Consider the following 23,784-nt stretch of genomic DNA (forward strand, 5'->3'; position numbering starts at 1 on the left):
GTAGGACGGGGGTGGTTTCTAACATCGTCGCAACACCTGAGCATTTCAGGAGTTGCAATGGCGCGGTCGACAGCGCCTTGAATAGCTCGGCCGTCCGGATCAGGGTCTGTTCATCAGTCATCATCAATACCTACATATACCTTGATCTGCCGGCAGGCGGCAGTCCCGTGGGACAGGAGGGCCGCCTGTTTGTAGATGAGAATGATTCGCATGTAGGGTGGCTGGCATGCATGTAACTGTTGTGAGCTCCCTAGATGTTTTCTGCCGCCAGCAGGCCTGCGCGGCCCTGGCCGCAGACTCCCCGGGTGCCCTAGTCGTCTTCCATGATCTTCTCGAAGGCGGGCTCGTCATCCGCAGGACCTTCCGGGAGGGCAGGCGCCTGGAGCGGGAGGAATCGACGCTGGAACACGGCTGCCTCAGCTGCACCGTGCGCCTGGACGTCGTGCCCACGGTGGGCCGGCTGCTGGACTCGGGTTCCCGCCTTATTCTGGGTCTGCCCCCGGGGGTGGCCGCGGCAACTGCCGTGCACGCCCTGCTGCGGGGTCTCGGGGATTCGTTCACCATTGATTCGGTGGTGCTGGCCTGCGCCCCGGATGCCGTGGAGGACCAGATCTGGGACCATCACACCCTGTTCGAATCCGGCTTCACTGCCGTCCCGGAGGATGACCGGACGCCGGGGGAATTCCTTTTGGGGGAGCTGTCGTTCAGCGACACGGTCGTGCTGGCCGATCCGGCCCTGGTGCCGGTTGATCCTGCAGCGCGTGCCCGCGGAGTCCAGCTGGTCAAAGAGCTGGCCCCGCACGTGGTGCTGACCGACAGTGCGGGCGTCTTCCGGCCCGGCCGGCACAATCTCGCGGAGGCAACGGCGCGGACCGTCCCGGGTTCGGTGCGGATCCCGGCTGAATCCTCCCCGCCCTTCACCACGGTGGTGCAGCGGATTGAGCGGCCCCTGCACCCGGGCCGCTTCCGCCACGCCCTGGCGGCCCTCGCTGAGGGATCCTGCTGGCTGCGCGGACGGCTCTGGGTGGCCTCGGTACCGGGTTGCAGGATCGCCGTTCAGGGCATCGGACCGAGGGTGTGGCTGGAAAACACCGGCCCCTGGCAGGCTGACCGGAAGTCCCTGCCGTTAATGTCTGCGGTGGACGGTCCTGACGCCGCGCTGGCCTGGCATCCCGAATTCGGCGACCGGGGAACGGTGCTGGCCGTCACCGGCGATGATGTCGACGCGGCCGAAATCGCCGCACTGCTGCAGGCCTGCGAGCTGACCGAGGCGGAGATGGCCCCGGGCGCAGCCTCCTTCGCTGATCCCTTCGACCTTAACCAATCAACTGAGACACCACTGAGGAGCAAGTCATGAAAGTACGAAACTCGCTGCGGGCACTGAAAAAAATACCGGGAGCCCAGATTGTCCGCCGCCGCGGCCGCACCTTCGTCATTAACAAGAAAAACCCCCGGATGAAAGCCCGCCAGGGCTGACCCGGAACCCGCAGACGCGGGAAGCGCACCGCCGTCCGCACGACCAATCCCGAGGGCACAGGCCGGCAATGCCGTCCGGCTCCCGTTGGCCACTACCGGCCAGGGGCCAGGCGGCACTGCCGTTCCCTGCCGGGGCCGCAAACCTCCTGCTGCCGGACCCGCTCAGCGCGGATTCCGCCGTTCTGCCGCAGGCAGCCGGACCCTCGCCGCCACGGCAACAGGAACACCCCCCGCTGTCAGCGGCGGTCCTTATGCCCGGTATCAGCGGCCGGGCATACCGAGGGCTTCAGCGACAGGGCAGGCGCTCCTTCCGCGGTCCCGGGCCGCGGCCAGGACGCGGAAGCCATGGAGCCGGGCATGCAGCAGCCCTCGCCTTTCCAGGCGTCCCGCCCCTCCTTGAGGGCCACCGCCGCAATGACGAGCGCCGCGACCGGACCAGCCCAGGGCGCTGTTGAGCACCAGGCCCAGCAGCAGAACACCGGAGAGGTACGTGCACAAAAGGGTCTGGCGTGAATCGGCGACAGCAGAGAGGGAGCCCAGCTCCCGGCCTGCCCGCCGTTGTGCCAGTGACAGGAACGGCATGACCGCCAGGCTGACCGCGGCCAGCATGATCCCGGCCCTCGAGTGCCCCGCCTCACCTGCCCCGGACAGTGACAGGACCGCACTGACGGTGACGAAGACGGCCAGGGCAAAAAAGGGCGACCGCTATCAGGCGCAGCGCCGTCTTCTCGCGGGCCTTCGGGTCGCGGCCGGAGAACTGCCAGGCGACAGCGGCCGCCGAGGAGACTTCAATAACTGAATCCAGCCCGAAACCGACCAGGGCGGTGGATGAGGCCACCGTTCCCGCCCCGAGGGCGATGACCGCCTCGACCACATTGTGACCAATCGTTGCCGCCACCAGGAGACGGACCCGGCGGGTCAAAACGGCCTCCGCCCCGCACCCTTCTCCGCCCGGGCCGGAGCCTGCCGGGCGTCCATCAGGCGGCCGCGGATGCCAGCGAGCACCTGATCCACAACCCCTTGGTTCCAGCCTGGTTCCAGGGACAGAACGTCCTCGTCACCCTCTTCCTCCTGGCTCTCCTGGCGGCCGTGTTCCTGCGCGGCTTCAAGGAAGCCATCGGTGTCGCCGTCGCAATTGTTGCCGTATACCTCAGCCTCAACGCCGTCGTCGTCATAGCAGCGACGATTCAAGTCTTCACCCACCCTGTATTCGTCGCTGACTGGTCCACGGCCCTGTTGACTTCACACGGGGATCCCCTCATGGTGATCGCCTTCGCCCTGCTCGTTTTCCCGAAACTGGCACTGGGACTTTCCGGATTCGAAACAGGAGTGGCGGTAATGCCACAGGTCAGGGGCGACGAGGACGACACCGAGGAAAATCCTGCGGGCCGCATCCACGGAACGCGCCGCATGCTGACTACAGCCGCAGTAATTATGAGCTCCTTCCTGATCACCAGCAGCTTCATCACAGTGGTGCTCATCCCGGAGCAGGAATTCCAGGACGGCGGACAAGCCAACGGCCGAGCCCTGGCCTACCTCGCCCACGAATACCTCGGAGTCGGGTTCGGGACCGTGTACGACATCAGTACCATCGCGATCCTCTGGTTCGCCGGTGCTTCCGCAATGGCCGGCCTGCTGAACCTGGTCCCCAGATACCTACCCCGGTATGGCATGGCCCCCGGCTGGGCCAAAGCTGTCCGCCCCCTGGTGCTCGTCTTCACACTGGTCGGGTTCCTGATCACCTACCTCTTTGAAGCTGACGTGGATGCCCAGGGCGGGGCATATGCCACCGGCGTGCTGGTGCTGATGACCTCGGCAGCCGTTGCAGTCACGCTCTCGGCCCGGCGCCGGAAACAGCGCAAACGCACCATCGGATTCGGCACGATCACCGTGGTGTTCACCTACACCACCATTGCAAACATCATTGAACGTCCTGAAGGAATCAAGATCGCAGGCATCTTCATCCTGGGCATCATCGTGATCTCACTGCTCTCGCGGATCCGGCGTTCCTTTGAACTGCACGCCACCCGGGTTCATCTTGACCAGGAAGCGCTGCAATTCATGTCCTCCAACCTCGACGGGCCCATATCGATCATCGCCCACGAACCACGCCGCATTTCCGCCGAGGCCTACCGCGACAAGCTCCGATCCGCGATCGAGGTCAGCCACCTGCCCCTCGAACACGAGGCTCTGTTCCTGGAAGTGATCGTCGATGATTCCTCGGACTTCGAAACGGAACTGCAGGTGCGCGGCGTGATCCGGCACGGGTACCGCATCCTGGAGGTCCATGGCCCAGTCGTACCGAACACCATCGCTTCCGTCCTGCTTCATATCCGCGACGTGACCGGCCTAATGCCCCACATCTACTTCCGCTGGACTGAAGGCAACCCGGTGATTAACCTCCTGCGGTTCCTGTTCCTAGGCGAGGGCGAAATTGCTCCCGTCACCCGGGAAGTACTGCGGGAGGCCGTGCCCGACGTCACCCAACGCCCATGGGTCCACGTCGGCTGACTACGGACGAGCCGAGAACTGTCCAGGATTCCTTGCCAACCCGCAGGATCACACGTGAACAGGCCAAGGCACGCCGGCTCCTCAGGGATGGAATCATGCGAATAGTGCTGCGTCTGGTTTAGCAAGTGAAATTGGCCGCACCGTGAGCACGTGGACAACACTCCAGATAACGGTGTCCGTCACGGCGAATATGGGGGATATGCAGCCGCGTCGGCTAGATCAACGACACCCGGTGAGGGGCTAGAGGAAACATATATTCGAATCGACACTCCGCGAGTTTCCCGTAGCGGAGGCCGCTTGATTCAATGTGCAGGCTGGGTCTGACAAGAACGGGTTGCACGCCAATGGGGACAGGGCGCTTTCCAGGGATAAACACGAGCTCTGTTACCTTCAAATTGAGCCTGTTGCGTCGTTGGTTGGAAACCGCCCAGCTTTGAGCTGTGCGGAAACGGTAATGGGACTGGTCGAATCAGGCTCCTGAAGTCATGTCCGCCTGACTCAACACCCCCCGACGAACCTTGAACCGGTGGACGAATCCAGAGAAGGACAGTACTCGAAGGCACGTCGGTTTCCGCTTGAGTCACACCGGTTCAAGTCCGTTTCCAGTAGTACCGTTTCCGCTGCGCTCCAACCAGTTATCGGGCGTCCGCTTCGCGGCCGGCTGTTGGGTCCAGAGCTGTCCGTCGCAGAGCTCCGGCCATCCCTGGCCCTCTTTGTCTACGACGATGCTCCTATAGGTGTCAGTTTGAACCTGGCAGTTGATTTAGGCCAGCTGCATCGTTGGTGGGGGCCTTCCCCATGTGAACCCTTTGGCCCCGCTAACCGGACGAGCTGAGGCCGGGATCCCCACACGCAGGGTTCGGAGCCAGCTTCGGTGCGGCGGCGCCTCCCCGCTGGCGCACTGAGGAGAATAGGGGCCGTGGCAGGGAAGAGGTTCCTGACGTTATCGGTGAGGGCCGCGAGAAGCGTTGCCCGCACGTCTGCATACCGACGACTTGCGTCAGCTTTGTGCGCGGGCACTTCGAATCGGGAATACGGAGACGGGTATACGCATTGGATCAATCGGAGACAGCTCTCCATAACCTACAGATGGGAGATTGATTGTGGAGTCGGGCGAATTCAAGCTGGTGGTCCTGGCTGCCGGCGTCAGTACGCCGTCGTCGAGCCGGTTACTGGCTGACCTGCTCGCTGAAGAGGCGGTGGTTGGCCTTGCTACGTCCGGTATTCCGGTTGAACCAGTGGTGATTGAACTGCGTGATCTCTTTGCTGACATCGCAGCGGCCTACAGTGGAGCGGTCACTTCCCGTCTGCGGGAAGCATTCGACAGGGTCAGTGCCGCGGATGCCTTGGTTGTGGTGAGCCCAGTGTTCGCCAGCTCCTACAGCGGCATGTTCAAGGCGTTTCTGGATCTGATGGATCCGACGGCGATCGTCGACACTCCAACTATTATCGGAGCCACGGGCGGCAGTCTCCGTCATTCCCTGGTGCTGGAGCACGCCATGCGGCCCTTGTTTTCCTACTTGCGAGCAGTTGTGGTTCCGACGTCAATCTTCGCCACTGCCATGGATTGGGCAGCCGAAGAAACCACCCATGCCCTGCGCGAGCGTGCGCAACGGGCCGCTCAAGAACTCACGCAAACAGTCCGCTCAAGTGGTGTTCCGCTACTTATGTCGCCACCGTACGGGCAGCAACAGGCGGCCTAACTCGGAATCGGTCAAACCGATCGGGCCTGGGGCGCTACCGCGCATATCGGGTGTCGGCGCCTCAGGCCTCGCTGACTTTGTCCGCCTTTCGTTCCGTACGCCGAGCGTCTCGAAGCCGTGGACGCATCATCGTCCGGGCGACCTGGCTGGGTTTCATCGGCGGTTCAGTCAGCGGTGTAGCCCTGTCCGGCCGGATGCCGTCAAGGAACAGTTCGACATTGCGCCGCCACGCACTGGGCGCGACGTCCCTCGTCGCCTCTGCGATACGACTGTTGGCGAGCATGACGAAAACGAGATCCTCTGCCCTGAAATCCGACCGGACCGCCCCCGCATCGCGCGCCTCGCGGACCAGTTCTTCAACGCGCACCTGGATCCGCCTGCGAAGCGCCAGAAGCGTTTCTGACTCATCGAGCCTGGTCGTCATGAGATTGAGGTAGCCCCGGCTGTCAGCCTCGAGTGCGCAACTGGCCATGATGTAACCCGAGAGGCCCTTCCATTTGTCCGGGTTCCTCAGGGCCTCCTCGGCAAGGTGTAACTGCTCATTGAGGGGTTCAACCAGAACCACGCCCCATAAGTCCGACCGGCTAGGAAAGTGCCTATAGAGGGTTCCGGCGCCAACTCCGGCCGACGCCGCGATAGCGTCCAGCGACGCATTGAGGCCCTCCGCCGCGAATGCGAGCCGCGCTGCTTCGATGAGCGCTTCCCTGTTGCGGAGACTGTCCCGACGCGGCGCACGAGCCCGCACGGACTTGCTCCCTCGATCCTCGCTCGGCATGGCGCAACCCCTCATCTTCGTCCCCGGAAATACGGAGATGGATCTACGCATTACACTTACCGGAGACCACTCTCCACAACACTAGAAATGGGAGATTACCATGGAGTTGGGCGTGTATTCCTTCGCAGAGGCCATCGCAGACCCGAATACCGGGCGCCGGATTAATCCTCAGGAACGCCTGAGAGACCTCGTCGAGGAAATTGAGCTGGCCGATCAGGTCGGCCTCGACGTGTACGGGCTCGGGGAGCATCATCGTGAAGACTTTGCTGCTGCGAGTCCGGCTGTTGTTCTTGCGGCTGCCGCCGCACGAACCGAGAAGATCCGGCTGACCAGTGCCGTGACCGTGCTCAGCTCGTCAGATCCGGTGCGGGTGCACCAGGACTTCGCGACGCTCGACCTGCTCTCCGGCGGACGTGCGGAAATCATGGCGGGCCGCGGCTCCTTCACGGAGTCGTTCCCGTTGTTCGGATACGACCTGTCGGACTACGACACTCTCTTCGAAGAGAAGCTGGACCTTCTGCTGAAGATCCGCGCTGAAGAGAGGGTGACCTGGTCGGGTCGCCACCGTGCCTCTCTGTCGGACCAAGGTGTTTACCCCCGCCCGGCACAGGATCAGCTGCCCCTATGGGTAGGGGTCGGTGGATCACCGTCGTCCGCCATCCGTGCCGGCAAGCTTGGACTGCCCCTGTCTCTGGGCATCATCGCCGGCGACGTCCGGCGCTTCGCTCCTCTGGTGGACCTGTACAGGGCAACCGCCCTCGAGGCCGGCCACTCGGAGAGCGCCCTGAAGGTCAGCATCAACGCCCACGGGTATGTCGCTGACAGCAAAGAGCAGGCCATCGACCTGAGCTACCCCTACTTCCAGTCCGCGATGAGCACCTTCCTCAATGCGCCCTTCTCGGCCCTGCCGACGAAGCAGCACTACGGTAAGGACACCTCTCTGCAGGGAGCCCTCGTCGCAGGGTCCCCCGAGGACGTCGCCGAGAAGATCCTGTTCCAGCAGAGCGTCTTCGGCAACGAACGCTTCCTCATGCAGATCAGCGTCGGAACCATGCCGCACAAAGAGGTCATGCGATCCATCGAACTCCTCGGCACCCGTGTAGCCCCGATCGTTCGCGCCGACTCGCTCGCCTCCGCAGCCTGATACCCGCGAACCCGCTTCACGGCCGCTAACTCGGCCGTGAAGCCGGCCTCGCTCCTGTCAGGGCACCTCACCGAATACGGCGACTCCGTGCGCCTTCATCACCACGGAAAACCATCCACTCATATCCACTCATCATCGTCAGAACGGGATACCCCCACTCATGTTTATAGCAGCATCCATCCTCAGCCTCCTTTTCTCGGCCCTGCTCGTGTTCTCCGCCGTCGGAAAGCTTCGCAAAGACCCTAAACAGATGGCCGTCCTGGAGCTTGTGAAAGCAACCAAAGCGGCGCCACTGCTCGCCACCCTTGAAATCGCCGCAGCAGCCGGTCTGCTCGTCGGTCTCGCCTGGTGGCCCATCGGAATCGCAGCTGGAATTGGTGCAGTTCTTTACTTCGCTGGGGCGATCGTTACACACTTGCGCGTCGGGGATCGCGCCGTGACCAGTGCTGCCGTCCTGCTCGGAGTCAGCGTCGCCGTGGTCGTTCTCAGGGCCCTGGCGCTCTGAGTCCACGGTCATAGCGTCACTGCACGGCACATACCCCTCCTCGTCCCGATCAGCGGGAAGAGGAGGGGTTTGTCCTATCTGGAGGGCGTGACCCCACATCCTCTTTTCGGATGCCGCGCATCATCTTCAGCGCACCGGTCTCGCGAGACTTAGGAGGGGAAGGGCAGGCTCGCAGGGCTCGCCCTGGCTTCCGCTGCGCTCCAACCAGTTAGGCCGGGGCGCGCAAGCTCGCTGAGGAGTGTGGAGCTGCTTGGCCGTTGGAGCTCGAACAGGCCACCAAACAACTATGGCACCGTGAATTGCAAATGGCTTGGTAACCCCTGATTCTCTGAAATCCGGATTTTGGCTGTTTGCTCGGTCAGCCACTGGCGGTACTTCCTGGCGAGGGCGTCGTTTCGGAGGAGGCCCCGTTCCAGGAGGGAAATCTTGGAGGGCCATTGGCCAAGTTCCCGGGCTGCGGTTGTGATGGTGCAACCGAGTGTGCTGCGCATTTGGCGCAGATCGGTGTTGTTTGGGGCTGCCTGGGGGTTGGTGATCTGGCGGTAGATTTCCCGGGCTGCGTAGCGTTTGAGGCAGCGCATGATTTCCCGTTTGCTCTTGCCCTCCGCGGTGCGCTTGGCCACGTAGTCCTTGGTCCGTTGGCACGAGGCCATGCGGACCAGGACGACCTGATACAGGGCATGGTTGGCGTTGCGGTCACCGCCTCTGCTGAGCCGGTGACGGATGGTTTTGCCGGAGGATGCGGGTATGGGTGCGACCCCGACGAGGGCAGCGAACTGGGCCTCATTTCCAAGGCGGTCCGGGTTGTCTCCGACGGTGACCAGGAGCTGGCTGGCTACTTCGGTTCCGACACCTGGCAGGTCACAGAGCATCGGTGCATAGGTGTCGAGGATTTCTCGAAGCGCGGCGTCCGCGGTGGCGATTTCTGCCGCCAGGGAGTGGCATCGGGTGGCCAGGGCTTTCAACGTCAGCAGGCATACGTACTCGGGGTCAGCAATATGGCCGGTCGGCCTGGTGCGCTGCAGGGCCGTCATCATCGCCGCGTACCCAAACCCCGGTATTTCGCCCGGAGTTTGTCCGGAGCCGTTACGAGGAGGCCTTTGATCTGGTTGATGGCTGCGGTGCGGGCCTTTAGGGCCGAGGTGCGCCCGGCACGCAGTATTCGCAGGCATTCAACGGGTCCGTCTTTGGCTTTCGGGACCGATTTGGTTCGGCCGTCGAGTACGGATTGGGCGGCCTGGTAGGCGCCCAGTGGATCGGACTTGCCTTCCAGCCGCCGCGCGGCACGGTTCGGACGGTTCACCTCGAGTACACACAAACCTTCACCGCGCAGGATCCGGGAGATCTCGGCTCCATAGGAGCCTGTCCCTTCGACCCCTACGGCGGAGACTGTGCCATGGCTGGTGATGAAGTCCACGATCTTCCGGTATCCGGATCCCACGGCCAGGAATTCCTTGTCCGCGAGGGGTTTGCCATGTTCGTTGATGACAGCCACGTGGTGCGTATCGGCATGCGTGTCGATGCCGGCGATGACGTTGGTTGGTTCAGTTGCCAAGATGGAAGCGGCCCCCAGTCGAGTTCAATGGCTGATGAGTCGGGGGCAGGCCAGGTGGGCAGACAAAACGGTAATGGGATTAGTCGTATCAGGCTCCTATGAAGTCATGTCCGCCTGGCACATCACCCCCTTTGATGGACCTTGAGCCGGCCGACAAATCGTCGGTAAGACAGTGCCGCCAGGCACGTCAGTTTTTTGCTGAGTCACGCCGGCTCAAGACCTTTTCCAGTATTACCGTTTTTTGGCTGCTGTCCTTCGGATTCTACGTGTCCGCTCCAGCCTGTCTAGCCCCTCCTGCGTCGGGGCCTGCGGCGCGTGAATTTCCCTCCGACGCTCCTTCGTCGCTTATTTCCTCCGGGAATTTCCCACACCTTGCCCTGCGGGTAGACAGGCCTCCGTCGGCCACAGCTCCGCAAGCTTCGCCAGCAGCCAAAAAACAACTGTGAGTCTTACAGTGGCTGGTCTGGGACTAGCTGGCAGTGTTGATGCCGGTCGTTCTGCCTGGCGCGTGACTCGAAAAAACAATTGCCCCCTTGAGGGTGCATTTCCCCCGACTTGTCCGCGCTGGGTGGAGCGGCCGGCGTTGACCTGTCCCACGTCGGTGGCCTAATTAGAAGCTTGCCCAGCCTCTGGAGGTTGTGGCTCATCACAGTATTGCCTCGAAGTGACACTTCCCAGGTCCAGTGCCGGTCGCGATGCGACCCGTCTTGTCCGTTCGAAAGGAAGAAAGGTGGCCGCGTTGACTACCGTTGCGCAGACCCGCCCGTTCGTAATCGGCGTGGACTGTCACGCCCGCACACACACTTACGCCATCATCGAAGCCAGTACCAAGCGACAGGTCGCTTGCGAGCAGTTCCCGACCACCTCGGCAGGGATTTCCCGCGCACTTGCTTGGGCTGGCCGAAGGACAGACAGAGATATGGGGTGTCTATGGGCCGTTGAGGGCATCGGCTCATATGGGGCACGTCTGGCCAGGGCAGTAACCGACGCCGGCTACGACGCCGCCGAAGCTCCACGGATGAACGCCCGAGGTCGCCGGGGGATCGGCAAATCCGACCCGTTGGACGCCGCTGCCATCGGAGCCGCTGTCCTGGGCTTAGAGGAGTCCCAGCTCCGAGCTCCGCGACGGGATGGAGGAACCCGTGCCGGACTCAGGATTCTGAGCGCAGCCCGGGATCAGTTGACGCGCGAACGAACAGTAAACGTCAACGCGCTTATCGCCCTACTCCGGGCACATGATCTTGGAATCGACGCTGGTAAACCTCTGGTTCCCGCCCAGATCGCCACGATCACGAGATGGCGGGAACGGCAGGAGCAGATGGAACTGTCGATCGCGCGCGAGGAAGCAGTTCGGTTGGCGCGTCGCGTTCTCGAAGTGACCACTCAGCTCGCTGCGAACCAGAAGCGCATGACAGAGCTGATCCAGCCAAGCCCCGCTGCGCCGATGTTGGAGATGGTCGGCGTCGGGGCTGTTACAGCCGCCGCTGTCCTGACAGCTTGGTCGCATCCAGGAAGGGTTCGCAGCGAAGCTGCCTTAGCCTCACTGGCAGGGGTGAATCCCTTGCCTGCCTCAAGCGGTAACACTGTCCGGCACAGGCTCAACCGGGGCGGTGACAGGCGCCTCAATCGAGCCTTGCACACCATCACCATGACCCGGATGACCCACGACCCCGGAACACGCGGCTACGTCGCAAAACGCACCCAAGAAGGCCGCAGCTACCGCGAAATCCGCAGATCTCTCAAGCGCTACGTCGCCCGAACCCTTTACCGCCAACTCAACACCCTTTACGCCACCGCGGAACCGGCGCCATCCCACGCTGCAGGGGCAGTCTCCTTCCAGGGATAGGAGCACACCGTCGCTCCTCATCACCCGCAATTCTGGTTCTCGAGGTGGTCGTTAAGTTTCTTGGATTGCTTCACCGCACCAGGGCACGGACATCGTTGTGCTCGGCCGTTCTGAGCGTCCCGCGCTCGGCTACGGGCGGGCCGTGGCGCAGAGCCTCCAACTAGGAAGACGCGTCAAGCAGGAACTCCAACGCGACCTGCCGAAACTTGGCTGCCCAGCTATTGCCCGTCTCATATTCCTAAGGATTTGGGACATATGGGTTGAGACACACCCGGCATGGGAGCCGATTCGCGCCCAGGGCAGGGCGGCTTTCTTGTCGCCCTGCCCTTCAGTTACGTGGTGCAGGTGCAGAAGGAAGGGGAGACCGGGGCCGCCAGGCATCACAAGTAGGGGGATTCGTCGTTCTCTTCGGAAGGCTAATTAACAATCGCCCCTTTGCGGCGGGGTATACGGTCCAAACGACGGCGGAACGGCTGGCGCCGGGAGGCTGGCAGGAGATCTTGAACAGCGACTCCTCTACGGCGGAACGGATGTGGGCAACTGCGGTGCCGCGCTGTCGAGCCAGGACGGCAGGATCGAGGTGCGGCTTCCGGCCAACGGCCTCCTCGTCCTGCGGCGGAAGTGACCACGCCCCCGCCCGGCCCTGATTGGCGCGCTCACGTGAAGATGTCGGCCACATACCTGCCGTGGGTGCGTTCCACCTCATCCATCCACTTGTCGGCGTCCGCCTCGGAAGCGCCGGTCGCCTCCCGGTAGATGCGCCCGCACGTGTCCCGCACCTCCGGCGCCATGTGCTTGCCGTCGCCGCAGACGTAGACAGTGGCGCCCTGCCTGACGAGCTCGACGACCTCGGCCCGGTCCGCCCAGAGCCGGTCCTGGACGTACTTCCTGCCGTCCTCGGGTGCGGTGGAAAAGACGGGCCGGAGGTCCAGGTTGGCCGCGTCTGCCCAGGATGCCAGCTCCGACTGGTAGAGGAAGTCGGTGTCCGGTGCCCGGCAGCCGAAAAACAGCATGGCGGGTGCCGGCTTGATGCCCTCAGTCTCGGCCCGCAGCGCCCGGTCCTGAATGAATCCCCGGAAGGGCGCCAAGCCGGTCCCTGCGCAGACCATGATGAGCGGAACCTGTAGGGACTGCGGCGGGTGGAAGGCCGCATTCGAGGGACGGACCGTGACCGCGACCCGTGACCCGGGCCTGGCCTGGGCGAGATACGTGGAAGCGGCGCCTTCGAAGACGCCGCGGCCCGACCAGGCCGGAGCCTGGATGACGGAGAAGGTCAGTGTCACGTGGTCGGGGCTCCAGAGCGGGGACGAGGAGATGGAGTACCGCCGCGGGGCCAGTTGGGCCAACAGCTGCAGGAACGAGCTGAACGACAACTGGCAGGACGGGTACATCTCCAGCAGGTCCAGCAGGGAGACGCGCTTGTCGAGGATCTCGGCCGCATGGCGCTCACGGTCCTCCGCGAAGGACTCAAGCTCCCGGCGGTGGGCGGGATCGTCGGCGACATCGGCCAGGTGCCCGAGCTGGCTCCTGGTCGCCGGTACCGCGAGTTCCACGTAGCTGCTCAGTAGTTCGCCCACGGCCACGGGCATGCCGGTGGGCAGGAAGGTGTCTCCTTGCTCCATGCTCAACAGGACATGCGAGTCGTAATCGAGGTTGAAGCGGTTCAGCGCCCGCTGCACCGATTCGCTGGGATTTAGGGGGAGGACGGCCAGGTAGTCGCCGGCGCGGTACCTCATGCCATCGGGCAGGGCGATCTCGACATGCCGCTTGGACCGGGCCCGGGGCTGTGCCATATTGACCAGTTCGCGGTTCGCGACCACGGTGCCCAGGGCCAGCCCGTTCTGGCGCAGCAGGGGGTCCCGGACATTGCCGACGAACTGGACCTGCAGCCCGGGTTGCGCCGCCGGCGGGCTTGTATCCTGCCCAAGCGCCGCGTCCACGGCCGGCCAGAATCCGGCATACCACTCGTCGAAATCGCCAAAGAAGTCCCCGCGGGCGTTGGCCTCGCCCCGGACGTAGATCCGCTCGGCGCCCGCGGCCGCCAGCCGGGCGTCAATGGCTTTGGGGACCTCCTGGTAGGTCCGCGCCCAGTCCTTGTTGCCATTGCCGAAAACCGTGTACCGCACCCCTGCAAGGCTGCCGGGTTGCAGGCCCTCGGTCCAGGCCACGAATTTCCGGGCGTTATCCGGCGGCTGCCCCTCATAGGAGGAAGCGACGATGGCGACAAGGCCCGCCGTCGGTAGTCCGCCGGCTGAATCGTCAAGCGGACTGATGCCGGGGCTGTAGCCCCGCCGCCCGGCGTCGTTGGCGATGCGCTGCGCAAAGTCCTGGGAGGTTCCCGCATTGGAACCGTAGAGCACGCGCAGCGGGATACCGTTGGCCGCCGCGGCGGCCGTTTCGACGCACGGAGCATGCTCGACGGCGGTTTCCGCGGTTCCCCTGATCTGCACGTCCCGCCGTCGTACATGCAGAAACAGCCCCTCGGGCTTCATGGTCAGCGTGTGGTGGATTTTCAGTTCATAGGCGGGGTCGGCGGCCGTGATCTCGAACCGCTGCAGGAGCTTGGCCAGGAAGAGCTGGGCCTCCTGCAGGGCGAAGCCCCGGCCGATGCAGGAGCGCTGCCCGTTGCCGAAGGGCTTCCAGGCATTGGCCGGGATTGCTGCTGCCCGTTCGGGGGAGAACCTCTCGGGATCGAAAACCTCGGCGTCGTCGCCCCACGCCGCCTTGTCCCGGTGCAGTTGGGGGAGGAGGACCAGGATGGGCTGGCCGGCGGGGATCTCGTAGCGGCCGCCCAGTGTGGTGTCCTCGAACGGTGCGACGCTGAAGGCCGGCGCGGTGGGCCAAAGCCGGAGCGTCTCCTTGAGGACCTGGTCCAGGTACCCCAGCCGGGGCAGGTGCTCGAAGCGGGCGCCCGCGGTGCCCAGAACCTCATCCACCTGCTGCCGCGCTTTGGCGAGGACCGCCGGATGGCGCAACAGTTCGTAGAGGGCAAAGGACAGCAGGCCGCTGGTGGTTTCATGCCCGGCGACCAGAAAGGTGACCATCTGGTAGCGGACGTTTTTCTCGGACAGCCGCTCGCCCGTCAGCGGGTCCGCCGCGTTGAGCATGGTGTCCAGAATGTCTTCGGTGCCGGGCGGGCTGGGGTTGCGCCGCCGGTCGCTGATCATCTGGTCGGCGACCTCGAACATCAGGGCGTTATCTTCCTGGAGCTGGTGCCGTTTGCGCAGCATGATCTTGTTCTGCACCGGAAGCCGGCGCGACCGGTCACCGGATTCGACCAGGGCGCGGACCATGGCTCCCACGAAGGGATGCATCTCATCCCGGTAGAGGCTGTTGAAGCGGTAGCTGAACGAGCACAGGGCGATGGTGTCCAGGGTCAGCCGGGTGGTGTTGTCCGGAACATCAATCCGGACGTTGGGGCCAAGCCTCTCCCACTTGAGGAGCAGCTGCTCAGCGATGTCGTCCATGCCGCTGAACATCCGCCTCAGCGCCGCAGGCCCAAACGCCGGCATAAGGATCCGGTGGGCCTTTTGCCAGTTGGGTTCCTGTGTTTCCGCAGTGAACAGGCCGTCGCCGATGAAGTCCCGCACCTCCCGCAGGGCTCTGCCCAGCACCTTGCCAAAGCGGGATTCATCGCACACCTCGTTGACGAGCTGCTGCGAGGAGATGGCGACGACGCTGCGGTTGAAGAACTGGATGCGGACGATAGGACCGTACCGCTCGGCCACCTCGACGAGTCGCAGGACGCCTTTGCTGGAGTCAATATCTGCCAGGTTACCCACCACGGGCTTTGGGGGAGGTTGCGGTATGGGGACGGTGGGCGAAGTCATGGTGCGCTCCTCAGCGGCCGGCGATCGAGGCATGTGGGAAGATTTTCCGCTGCCCGACCGGTCGAGGCTCTCCCCGTGTCCGGTCCACGATACTCCCGTTGGATTTCGGGCACTATGGGCGCAGGGGGCGGGCCGAACCTTCCGGATACGTCTGTACGACCTCGTTGAGCACGTTCGTGGCGAAATCCGGGGCGCTCGGGTCGATGGACGACGCAGGAAGGCGGGCAGGCTGGGGCCCAGGCGGCGCTCATCCCCCGGCATTAAGGGTTGCCCCGTGTGGTGATGTGGTCGGAACAGCGCTGCCTTGGGCGCGCTTACTGGACACTCGCCGGGGCCACGCCAGAGTCGCAGCCAGACTCCTTGCCCTCGCCGCCGCGATCTGGCAACTGGCGCACCAGCACTTCCCCAGGAAACGATCACTCATCGCCTTCGACCACTAAATTCAATAGGAATTAATCATCTCTAAAGGACTACCTCACGGAGATGCCAGTCTCTACGTCATACCGGATCGTCCCATTTTTGAATGCATGAGTAACGGGGCTCCCCGCTGATATGAGTTGAGTTGTTCCTTCACAAACACCTCCGGAGATGCCAGAAGGGAAGTATCAGATTCCTTTGAGGATCTGGCGCTGGGCCGTGGGATCCTCCTGTCACTTTCCGGAGGTGGAGATGATGTCTCTTGATGTTGCTGTGGTGCGGGCGCCAACGGTTGTTGTTGTTGCTGTCGATGTGGGAAAGTCGACGGTCGCGTTGTCGGTCACGGGCGCAGATCGCCGGCGTTTGCTGGGTCAAGTGGATTTTAAGATGACAGCGCCGGGGCTTGAGGCAGTTCTGGCACGTGTCCGCCGCGTGCTGCCCGTTGCCGGGGCCCTGGTCAAGGTGGGGATAGAGGCTGCAGGCCACTACCATCGTCCTTTGCTGGCACCGTCTGCATGGCCTGCCGGGTGGGAGGTACTGGAGCTGAATCCGGCACACGTCGCCGAGCAACGGCGTGTCCAGGGCAGGCGCAGAATCAAGACCGATGCGATCGATCTTGAGGCGATCACCGAGCTGGTACTCGCCGGCCGCGGGGTTCCGGTGCGGTCCCGGGAGCTGGTCATCGGTGAACTGGCTGCCTGGTCCGCGCATCGGAGGCGACGGGTCCAGACCCGGACTGCCACGAAGAACCAACTGCTGGGCCAGCTGGACCGCTGTTTCCCAGGGCTTGGCCTGGTTCTGCCCGATGTGTTGGGCACCAAGGTCGGCAGGTTCGTCGCGGAACACTTTGCCGATCCGCACAGGCTGGCGGCCCTGGGCGCCGGCCGGTTCATCCGTTTCGCGGCCGTCCGGGGACTGCAGGTGCGACGGCCGGTGGCGGAAGGGCTGGTCACGGCCGCACGGGATGCGTTGCCAATGCCTGACGCTGCCGTCGCCAGGGAGGTTTTGGCCGCGGATCTGGTGTTGTTGTCGGACCTGGACGCCCAGGTAACGGCGGCCGAGGCGGCGATGGCCGCGTTGCTGCCCCGTAGTCCTTTTGCCACGCTGATCACGGTCCCCGGTTGGGGAACGGTCCGGGCCGGGAATTACGGTGCCGCCGTGGGCGACCCGCACCGCTGGCCCGGACCGTCTCAGGTCTATCGGGCCTCAGGGCTGTCTCCGATGCAGTACGAGTCCGCCGGCAGGCGCCGGGACGGTTCCATCAGCCGCGAAGGCAGCGTGACCCTGCGCCGGGCGCTGATCGACCTGGGCATTGGCCTATGGCTCTGCGACGGGCCCAGCCGCGCCCACGCGGCCGCGTTGAAGGAGCGTGGGAAGAACGGTGGCGTCGTCGCCTGTGCGATGGCGCACCGTGCCAACCGGATCGCCTACGCCTTGGTGCGTGACCAGACAGCCTACGACCCCGCGCACTGGGCCTGAGCAAACCCCCAGGCTTTCCCGGATAGCTGCCGGCCGCACCGCGGCGTACGGAGCGGTCAACGTGGAGCGCCCGCAGCGCAGCGAGGACGAACGACGTTGACAGCGACAAGCCGCGGCGCACGATCATGGCGGCCCGGAAAGCCAGCGCCCGGTCCGGATCGATCAAGGAGGTGCCCGGAAGCCCTTCACAACCCGGCTCAGCGGTGAGACGCTGGAACCGACGAAGGGCCGGATCAGACGCCGTTTCCGCTATGGCGGACGCTTCACGCGTTACGCCGAGGCTAGCTTGGCGCCCGGCCCTTCGCCCATGGCAGCAGCCCGAACGACGCCAGATGACCCTGTACACACAGAGGCCGCATAAGTCAGCGTGGGCGCTGCCCCATCCCTCGACGTCGGGCCCCAGCCGCAAACCGCAAGCCACAGCACAAAAGCCGCCGCCGCGTCACCGAGGAGGCACTGCCGCATGCCCGACGATGCTATTGACAAGACCTATAGCCAGCTAGCCAAGCGTCTTGAAACCCTTGGGATACGAGGCGTCTCATTCGCCGAACAAACACCCGAGTGGGCAGGACCATGGTTCCTGTGAAATCACGCGACTTTCTCCGCGGCCGGCGATTCTCATAACTATGTCCCGAAACCTGCAGGTTGAATCGGCATACCAATCATTAGATATGAGACACATCGGAGACAGGCCATGACGAAACTTATTGGATATGCACGAGTTTCGACACGGCAGCAGTCCACCGACCGATAGCGGGCGGATCTGCTGGCCGCCGGCGTTCGACGCGATGACCTCTACGTTGACCATGGAGTCTCCGGAGCACGGGCTTCACGGCCACAGTTTGATCGAGCACTTGACGCGCTAATGGAGGGTGACACCCTCGTCATCACGACTTTGGACCGGCTTGGGCGGTCCACCCAAAACATGCTCGCTTTTGCCGATGAACTCCGCAGCAGGGGTGCCGGCCTGCGCGTCCTGAACCTGGGCGGAGGCGATGTCGACACCGCGACGCCGATGGGGTCCATGTTGTTCACGATTATGGCCGCTCTCCCCCAGATGGAACACGAAATCAAGCGCGAACGCGTCACGGATTCCATTATCAAGCGAAGAGAAGCTGGCAAGGACCTCGGCGGCCGGCCCCGTCGGGTTACTGATAGTCAGATCAGAAGCGCTGTTCGCCTGGTCAAAGGTGGCGAGCCCGCGGTGCAGGTTGCCCGGGATCTCGGTATGTCCCGAGCGACTTTCTACAGGCGGTCACGAGCCCTTGCCGACCAGCAGGGCGACATTTAGCGCCACAAAAAAAGGCTATAGCGCCGACACTCACATACGTCGCGGGCGCGGGAATGGATGTCTTGCACAGCTGTGCCTTTTAAGACGCCGGTGCCATTCCGCGGCCCGGATTGAGAGCGCCCGGCGAACCTAGACAGCGCACAGCGCTGTGCGCTGTCTAACGGTCCTCGCTTCGCTCGGGCTGTAGAAGCATTTTCCTTGTTTTTGGCTGCTGTCCCAAGGGATTGTACGTACCCGCTCGGGCCCGTCTAGCCCCTCCGTGAACTCCGGGGCCTGCGTGCCGGGAATTTCCCTCCGGCGCTCCTGCGTCGCTTACTTCCTCCAGGAATTTCCCGCCCTTGCCCAAGGGTAGACAGGCCTCCGTCGGGCACAGCTCCGCAAGCTTCGCCAGCAGCCAAAACAACGGGGGAGGGAAGCTGGCCAATCACCACGAGCGCCCACTCTCGCTAGCCACCGGCAAAACCACGACGAGGGGCGCAATCCGGTTGGTCAGCGCACGAAGCCCGCCTCCTACCGCTTGACAGACATAGAAGCGTCGGGGGGAGAGGGGAAGCTGGCCGGTCATCTGAGCCGCCCCACCCGCCGGAATCCTCTGCAAAAGGAGCAACACCATGATTGAAAGATCAACCTCTCCGGTCCCGCTGACCTGCTGGCGACCATACCGCATTTGCTGGGGATAACGCCTTCGGAATCGTTTGTGGTCCTCACCGCCCATGCCGGTGCCCTCGGCGCGACGCTGCGGGTGGATGCACCCGAACAAGTCGAGCCGCTGGACTACGCGCAGACGCTGACCAGCCACGCCGCCAACGATGACAAGGCAACGGCGTCCTACATCGTCGTCTACACCGACGAGGATCAGGACAGCTACCCGTACGCCGCGCATGTCGCCTCGCTGGTCAGCGAGCTGGCCGCAGCCCGGATGCCCGTGCGGAACGTCTGGCTCGTGACCTCGAGCTACTGGACGGAGTTCGGCACCGACGAGGAGCACCCGCTGGAGCAGATCACCGACAGCCAAGCCAACGCGACGTTTACCTTCTTCGGCAGCGCCACGGACATTGACGTCTACAACCCCGCCCTTCTGGGCAACCTGGGCAATGCCGGTGGAAGCACCCGAGGGCAGCGAAGAGGACATTGAGGAAGCATGCACAGCGTGGGCGGCCGTGCTGGACAGCGCCGGGACCCCCGACCGCGAAACGGTCCGGAGCATCGCGGGAGCGTTCCAGCACAAAATGGTCCGGGACTTCCTGTTCCGCGAGACCATCACCACCCACAACGGCAACTTCGCCGACGTCATCCTCGGGAACTTCACCGGACGACCGGACTGGAACCGGGTGGACCGGGCCCAGGCCATGGCTTTCGAGCTGATGAAAGCAGTCCCGGCGGGCCAGCGCGCACCGATGCTGACCCTGATGGGGTGGCTGGAATGGCTCAAAGGCGACGGCACCCAGGCGGGCCGGTACCTCAAGCACGCGGACACGGATGCACCCGGGTTCCGGCTGGCAGGGCTGCTGCGGGAACTGATCAACCGCGGTTCGGTCGCCGACGCCGCCCGCGACCCCGAAACCTCCTACCAGCGCCACAACAACTGAACGGACAGGGCCGGGCCGGGATCACCCAGAGATCCCGGCCCGGCCCTTTTGCCGGTGGCGGGGCGGCCTCCCCCGCTTCGCACTGAGGAGAATGGGCTGTAGCAGGGGAGTGGTTCTTGGCTTATCCGCTTCGTGACGACGATCCGCGGCGTGCGCTTTTGTCCAAGGGGGAGATCTGTTGGTTCGGCTCGTTTGCTACTCGATTTTTGGCATCAGTCTGAGCGAGTCGCCGGGAGAGGTGGCTGCTGGTTTATCAAAATGAGACCGGTGGCAGGGGAGTGGTTCCTGACTTGCCCGCTTCGTGACGATCCGCACACGTGCGCGAACTGTCTACGAGGAGATCTGTCGGTTCCACTGCCCTGCCACTCACCAGGGCGACCGGGCCGGACGGTGTTGTGACTTGATAGGGACGTGCAGCTTAGCTTTTCAGTGCTTTGTCCGCCCGGCCCGGTCATCCGTGCTCGCCTTGATCACTCCATCGACAGGAATGAGCATGCATGACTCTCACAACGACACAACCGGTCAGGACCGTCACCATCGGCGTGGACACACATTCGCTTGTCCACCACGCAGCCGCTCTGGATTCAATGGGGCAGATCTTGGGCGACCGCCGTTTCTCCACGGACTTGGCCGGTTATCAGGAGCTTCTGGATTGGGCGGCAGGCTTTGGAATCATCAGCGCCTTCGGGGTTGAATGCACCGGCTCCTACGGAGCCGGCCTAACACGGCACCTGCTTGCCGCAGGCGTGGATGTTGTAGAAGTGAACAGGGGTCATTCCTTGACCCGCAGCCGCTCCGGCAAGAACGACGCCATCGACGCAGAAGAGGCAGCCCGGAAGGTCCTCTCCGACGAGTGTTCCTCACCCGCCAAGGACACGACCGGCGCCGTCGAAGCCATCAGGCATTTGCACCTCGTGCGGGACTCCGCCATCAAATCCCGCACGGCAGCCCTCGTTCAGTTGCGCGACATCCTCGTCACCGCTCCGGAGCCCCTGAGGCAGCGACTCGACGCGAAGACCCTTCAAGCCAAGGCAACACAGGCAAGGTCACTTCGACCCGACATGGACCGGATGGACAAGCCCGAGCAAGCTGCCAAGTACGCTCTCCGGGAATTAGGCAGACGGGTATACGACCTCACCACACAGATCAATGATGCCGACAAGCACCTAAACCGCCTTCTGCACGCAGTCGCACCCACGGTCATGGCATTGCCGCAGGTAGGACCTGTAAGCGCGGCACAACTGCTCATCACCGCAGGGGAAAACATCGACAGGTTCCCAAGCGAGGCAGCGTTCGCACGCCTCTGCGGAGTCGCGCCGGTACCGGTCTCGTCAGGTAAGTCTCACCGCATGCGGCTCCACCGCGGAGGCAACCGCCAAGCCAACAGACTCATCTACCTCATCACGGTGGGCCGACTAAAGATCGATCCTCGATCCCAGGCCTACCGGGACAGGAAACGCAGCCAGGGCCATTCGAGTGGGGATATCATCCGCAGCCTCAAACGCTACGTCGCCAGAGAACTCTACTTCGCACTGAAAAAGGATCTTTCAGTGCGAAGAGTCAACCCTTTTATGGGTCTGTGAAGATCCATAGGCCGCTGTCGCGGTCGCTGCCGAGGATGTACGTTCGTCCGTCCTCCCCGATGAATGTTTCCACTCCCCAGAAGTCGTTTCCGGCCGGGTCGAGGTAGCTGCCGACTTCGACGAGCTCACACGTGCTCTTGTCAGCAGGAGGATTGGCCGGGTCATATGGCGTGCCGGCGCATTGGATCTGGATGGCCCTCATTCCGCCCGAGTAGTACGACAGGTAGGCAAGTGACGGGTCTTGTGGGTCGACGGCCACCTCGTGGACGCTGAGGTCTCCGTATCCGAGCGCGTACGCCGGATCGTGGGCTTCGGGGATCGCGTAGGTGTCCAGTTCCTGCATGGTGTCCGGGTCGAAGAGATGGACGTAGCCCCATCCATCGAAGACGGATCCTGCTTCGATCCTGTCACCGATGGCGCCGATGGCGATGTTCTCCGGGTAGGTCCATTGCGCCGGATCAAACGGTTCCAGATTGAACAGCTTGTGGAATGCCTCGTGGGTGGTGCAGACGGCGACGATCTCGTCAACGAAGGCCCCGGAACCGCAGAACGGGGCTCCGCCGACGGCTTCACCGGCGTGGTGGTTCACGAGCAGCACCGCGTCCCAGCCAGCCAAAGCCGCTTGGTGGGCCTTTTCGCCGGGGAAGCACGCCGCCTCGGGGGCGCTTGGGTCACCGGAGGGCCCGCGCTGCAGAACCAGGATGGTTTCATCCCCGGGTTGCAGGGAGTCCAGATACCCCGGGATGTTCTCCGGGCGGGGCAGGGGAGCGGAGGCGGGGCAGCCGTAGCCGCCATAGACGACCGGGCCGCTGAGGGTCAGGTCCTCCAGGATGGCGGGAGGTTGTCCGCCTGGCACGATCACGGACGGGTATTCGCCCTGGAAGGAGCCGCTGGTGATCCGCAGGGGACCTGCCCGGTACGGGGCGAAGTCTTCGTCGGTGCCGATGAAGAATTCGTTGTCGAGGGTGAGCTCCGCCTGGTGCGCGTTCCCCTCAGGGGTGAGCGAAACGCCAAGGGATTCCTGCAGTTCCGGATCGATCGCGGCGAAGTTGGTGTCTCCGAGGAACACGGCGTTGGCGGGGTCGGTGACGTCCAGGAGGACGTAGCCGCCGTCCCAGTAGGACAGCAGCATGATGAAGCGTCCATTGATTTCCTTGACGACCATGTCGTGGAGGAAGGATTCGGTCAATCCTAGTTCGGGCTGGTCGACGTTGAAGGCGTTCAGGTCGTATTCCGCGATCAGGCGGGGCCGGTGTGGGTTGGTGATGTCCAGGATGTCCACGTCGGGGAACTGTTCGTTGTCGGTCATCACAATGTAGGCGTTGGCCCCGGTGTCCCAGGCGAAGGCGCTGTGGATTTGGTTGGCGTCCCGGCTGCCTGGCTCCCGGTCACCGAAATGCTCGGACAGTTTCTTGGGCTTTGCGGGATCGGTGACGTCCCACAGTGAGACACCTCCTTTGCCGTTCTTGCCGCACTCCTCGTTGTTCATCACGAGGATGTCGCCGCTGAATTGTGCGGTGGTGACTTCCACGACCTGCATTCCTTCACCGGGGCGGGTGTCCTGGTGCGATGGGATGAACCCGATCTGCCGGGCCGATTGCGGATCGGTTTCGATATTTGAAATGTCGATGACGTAGGCCCCGGCGTCTGGGCTGGTTTGACCGCCGGTCTCGGGGCCGGCGCAGTCGGGCTCGCCCCAGTTGGCTAGAAACGCCGTGTTCCCGTCCGGGGAGACTGTGACGTCGGCGATCAAGTCCGCGGTGTCGGTGATGTCGACGACGTCAAGGAGCTGGAGTTTTCCGGAGGCGCCGGTACCGGTGAGGTGTCCCTCGTCGGTACCATGCTGGCCGTCCGGATCTGCGGTGGCCCCGGTCAGCCCGAATGCTGAAAGTGCCAAGGTGCTCAGTGCTGCAACAAAAACCAACCTACTGCGGTGTAGCATGACTCGCCCTCCGACTAGGAATTCAGTTGGATCCCCCACATGGCGATCCCCCCACATGGGCCAGAGCCTAGACCTGCCCCTTTCGCCTGTCCAGACATGAATCATTGGTATCTGACAGGTAACATTCAGCTTTCGCCA

Annotated in this window: 15 protein-coding genes and 4 pseudogenes; 13 read left to right on the forward strand and 6 right to left on the reverse strand. The window is 63.6% G+C overall.

The window, feature by feature from the left end; genetic code table 11:
- The first annotated feature begins 226 nt into the window (after positions 1-226).
- Together QFZ69_RS22285 and ykgO are read left to right on the forward strand one after the other, a co-directional pair.
- Positions 227-1,357 (forward strand): GTP-binding protein, encoded by a 1,131-nt coding sequence (locus QFZ69_RS22285; RefSeq protein WP_306914603.1) that lies wholly within the window; start codon positions 227-229, stop codon positions 1,355-1,357.
- Positions 1,354-1,476 (forward strand): type B 50S ribosomal protein L36, encoded by a 123-nt coding sequence (gene ykgO, locus QFZ69_RS22290; RefSeq protein ID WP_011693081.1) that lies wholly within the window; start codon positions 1,354-1,356, stop codon positions 1,474-1,476. Before QFZ69_RS22285 ends, ykgO begins: the two co-directional genes overlap by 4 nt.
- A gap of 236 nt (positions 1,477-1,712) precedes the next feature.
- Here ykgO and QFZ69_RS22295 read toward each other — a convergent pair.
- A pseudogene (locus QFZ69_RS22295) lies at positions 1,713-2,398 on the reverse strand (cation transporter).
- Positions 2,399-2,457: 59 nt separating this feature from the next.
- Between QFZ69_RS22295 and QFZ69_RS22300 the strand changes: the two are divergent.
- Together QFZ69_RS22300 and QFZ69_RS22305 are read left to right on the forward strand one after the other, a co-directional pair.
- Positions 2,458-3,987, forward strand: a pseudogene (locus QFZ69_RS22300) (amino acid transporter); the annotation flags it as partial.
- Positions 3,988-5,090: 1,103 nt separating this feature from the next.
- The gene (locus QFZ69_RS22305) at positions 5,091-5,690 is read left to right on the forward strand and encodes a CE1759 family FMN reductase (protein ID WP_306914618.1); all 600 of its coding nucleotides are present in this window, start codon (positions 5,091-5,093) and stop codon (positions 5,688-5,690) included.
- Positions 5,691-5,751: 61 nt separating this feature from the next.
- Here the strand turns inward: QFZ69_RS22305 and QFZ69_RS22310 are convergent, their stop codons facing one another.
- Entirely contained in the window at positions 5,752-6,465 is a 714-nt protein-coding gene (locus QFZ69_RS22310; RefSeq protein ID WP_306914620.1) for a TetR/AcrR family transcriptional regulator, read from the reverse strand.
- A 112-nt stretch (positions 6,466-6,577) separates the two neighbouring features.
- On the opposite strand from QFZ69_RS22310, the gene QFZ69_RS22315 reads away from it, so the two are divergent.
- Positions 6,578-7,609 (forward strand): Atu2307/SP_0267 family LLM class monooxygenase, encoded by a 1,032-nt coding sequence (locus tag QFZ69_RS22315; protein WP_306914621.1) that lies wholly within the window; start codon positions 6,578-6,580, stop codon positions 7,607-7,609.
- Positions 7,610-7,769: 160 nt separating this feature from the next.
- On the forward strand, positions 7,770-8,114 hold the full coding sequence (locus QFZ69_RS22320) for a DoxX family protein (RefSeq protein ID WP_306914623.1): 345 nt from the start codon (positions 7,770-7,772) through the stop codon (positions 8,112-8,114).
- A 284-nt stretch (positions 8,115-8,398) separates the two neighbouring features.
- Here the strand turns inward: QFZ69_RS22320 and QFZ69_RS22325 are convergent, their stop codons facing one another.
- A complete protein-coding gene (locus tag QFZ69_RS22325; protein ID WP_306914625.1) occupies positions 8,399-9,148 on the reverse strand; it encodes an IS110 family transposase in 750 nt (249 codons plus the stop codon).
- A complete protein-coding gene (locus QFZ69_RS22330; protein WP_306914627.1) occupies positions 9,148-9,669 on the reverse strand; it encodes a transposase in 522 nt (173 codons plus the stop codon). Before QFZ69_RS22330 ends, QFZ69_RS22325 begins: the two co-directional genes overlap by 1 nt.
- A gap of 739 nt (positions 9,670-10,408) precedes the next feature.
- Between QFZ69_RS22330 and QFZ69_RS22335 the strand changes: the two genes are divergently transcribed.
- Positions 10,409-11,515 carry an IS110 family transposase gene (locus tag QFZ69_RS22335; RefSeq protein ID WP_306914629.1) on the forward strand — a complete coding sequence of 369 codons (1,107 nt, stop codon included), beginning with the start codon at positions 10,409-10,411 and terminating at the stop codon, positions 11,513-11,515.
- Positions 11,516-12,171: 656 nt separating this feature from the next.
- Here QFZ69_RS22335 and QFZ69_RS22340 read toward each other — a convergent pair.
- Positions 12,172-15,345, reverse strand: coding sequence for a bifunctional cytochrome P450/NADPH--P450 reductase (locus QFZ69_RS22340; RefSeq protein ID WP_307000443.1), 3,174 nt, complete (start codon positions 15,343-15,345; stop codon positions 12,172-12,174).
- Positions 15,346-15,680: 335 nt separating this feature from the next.
- On the opposite strand from QFZ69_RS22340, the pseudogene QFZ69_RS22345 reads away from it, so the two are divergent.
- The 6 genes and pseudogenes from QFZ69_RS22345 to QFZ69_RS22370 form a co-directional block, all read left to right on the forward strand.
- Positions 15,681-15,785: pseudogene (locus tag QFZ69_RS22345) on the forward strand (IS982 family transposase); the annotation flags it as partial.
- Positions 15,786-16,017: 232 nt separating this feature from the next.
- Positions 16,018-17,241 (forward strand): IS110 family transposase, encoded by a 1,224-nt coding sequence (locus QFZ69_RS22350; RefSeq protein ID WP_306919541.1) that lies wholly within the window; start codon positions 16,018-16,020, stop codon positions 17,239-17,241.
- Positions 17,242-17,935: 694 nt separating this feature from the next.
- A pseudogene (locus QFZ69_RS22355) lies at positions 17,936-18,532 on the forward strand (recombinase family protein).
- 649 nt (positions 18,533-19,181) lie between these two features.
- Complete coding sequence (locus QFZ69_RS22360) at positions 19,182-19,667, forward strand: DUF4192 family protein (RefSeq protein WP_306919542.1); 486 nt, start codon at positions 19,182-19,184, stop codon at positions 19,665-19,667.
- Positions 19,633-20,121 carry a DUF4192 family protein gene (locus QFZ69_RS22365; RefSeq protein WP_306914632.1) on the forward strand — a complete coding sequence of 163 codons (489 nt, stop codon included), beginning with the start codon at positions 19,633-19,635 and terminating at the stop codon, positions 20,119-20,121. The genes QFZ69_RS22360 and QFZ69_RS22365 overlap by 35 nt, the downstream gene beginning before the upstream one ends.
- Before the next feature lie 497 nt (positions 20,122-20,618).
- Complete coding sequence (locus QFZ69_RS22370) at positions 20,619-21,704, forward strand: IS110 family transposase (RefSeq protein WP_306914634.1); 1,086 nt, start codon at positions 20,619-20,621, stop codon at positions 21,702-21,704.
- On the opposite strand, the gene QFZ69_RS22375 is transcribed toward QFZ69_RS22370, so the two are convergent.
- Positions 21,691-23,601 (reverse strand): LVIVD repeat-containing protein, encoded by a 1,911-nt coding sequence (locus tag QFZ69_RS22375; RefSeq protein ID WP_306914636.1) that lies wholly within the window; start codon positions 23,599-23,601, stop codon positions 21,691-21,693. The genes QFZ69_RS22370 and QFZ69_RS22375 overlap by 14 nt on opposite strands.
- Positions 23,602-23,784: the final 183 nt, after the last annotated feature.

Origin of the sequence: Arthrobacter sp. V1I7, from assembly GCF_030817015.1 — a bacterium.
Lineage (GTDB): Bacteria > Actinomycetota > Actinomycetes > Actinomycetales > Micrococcaceae > Arthrobacter.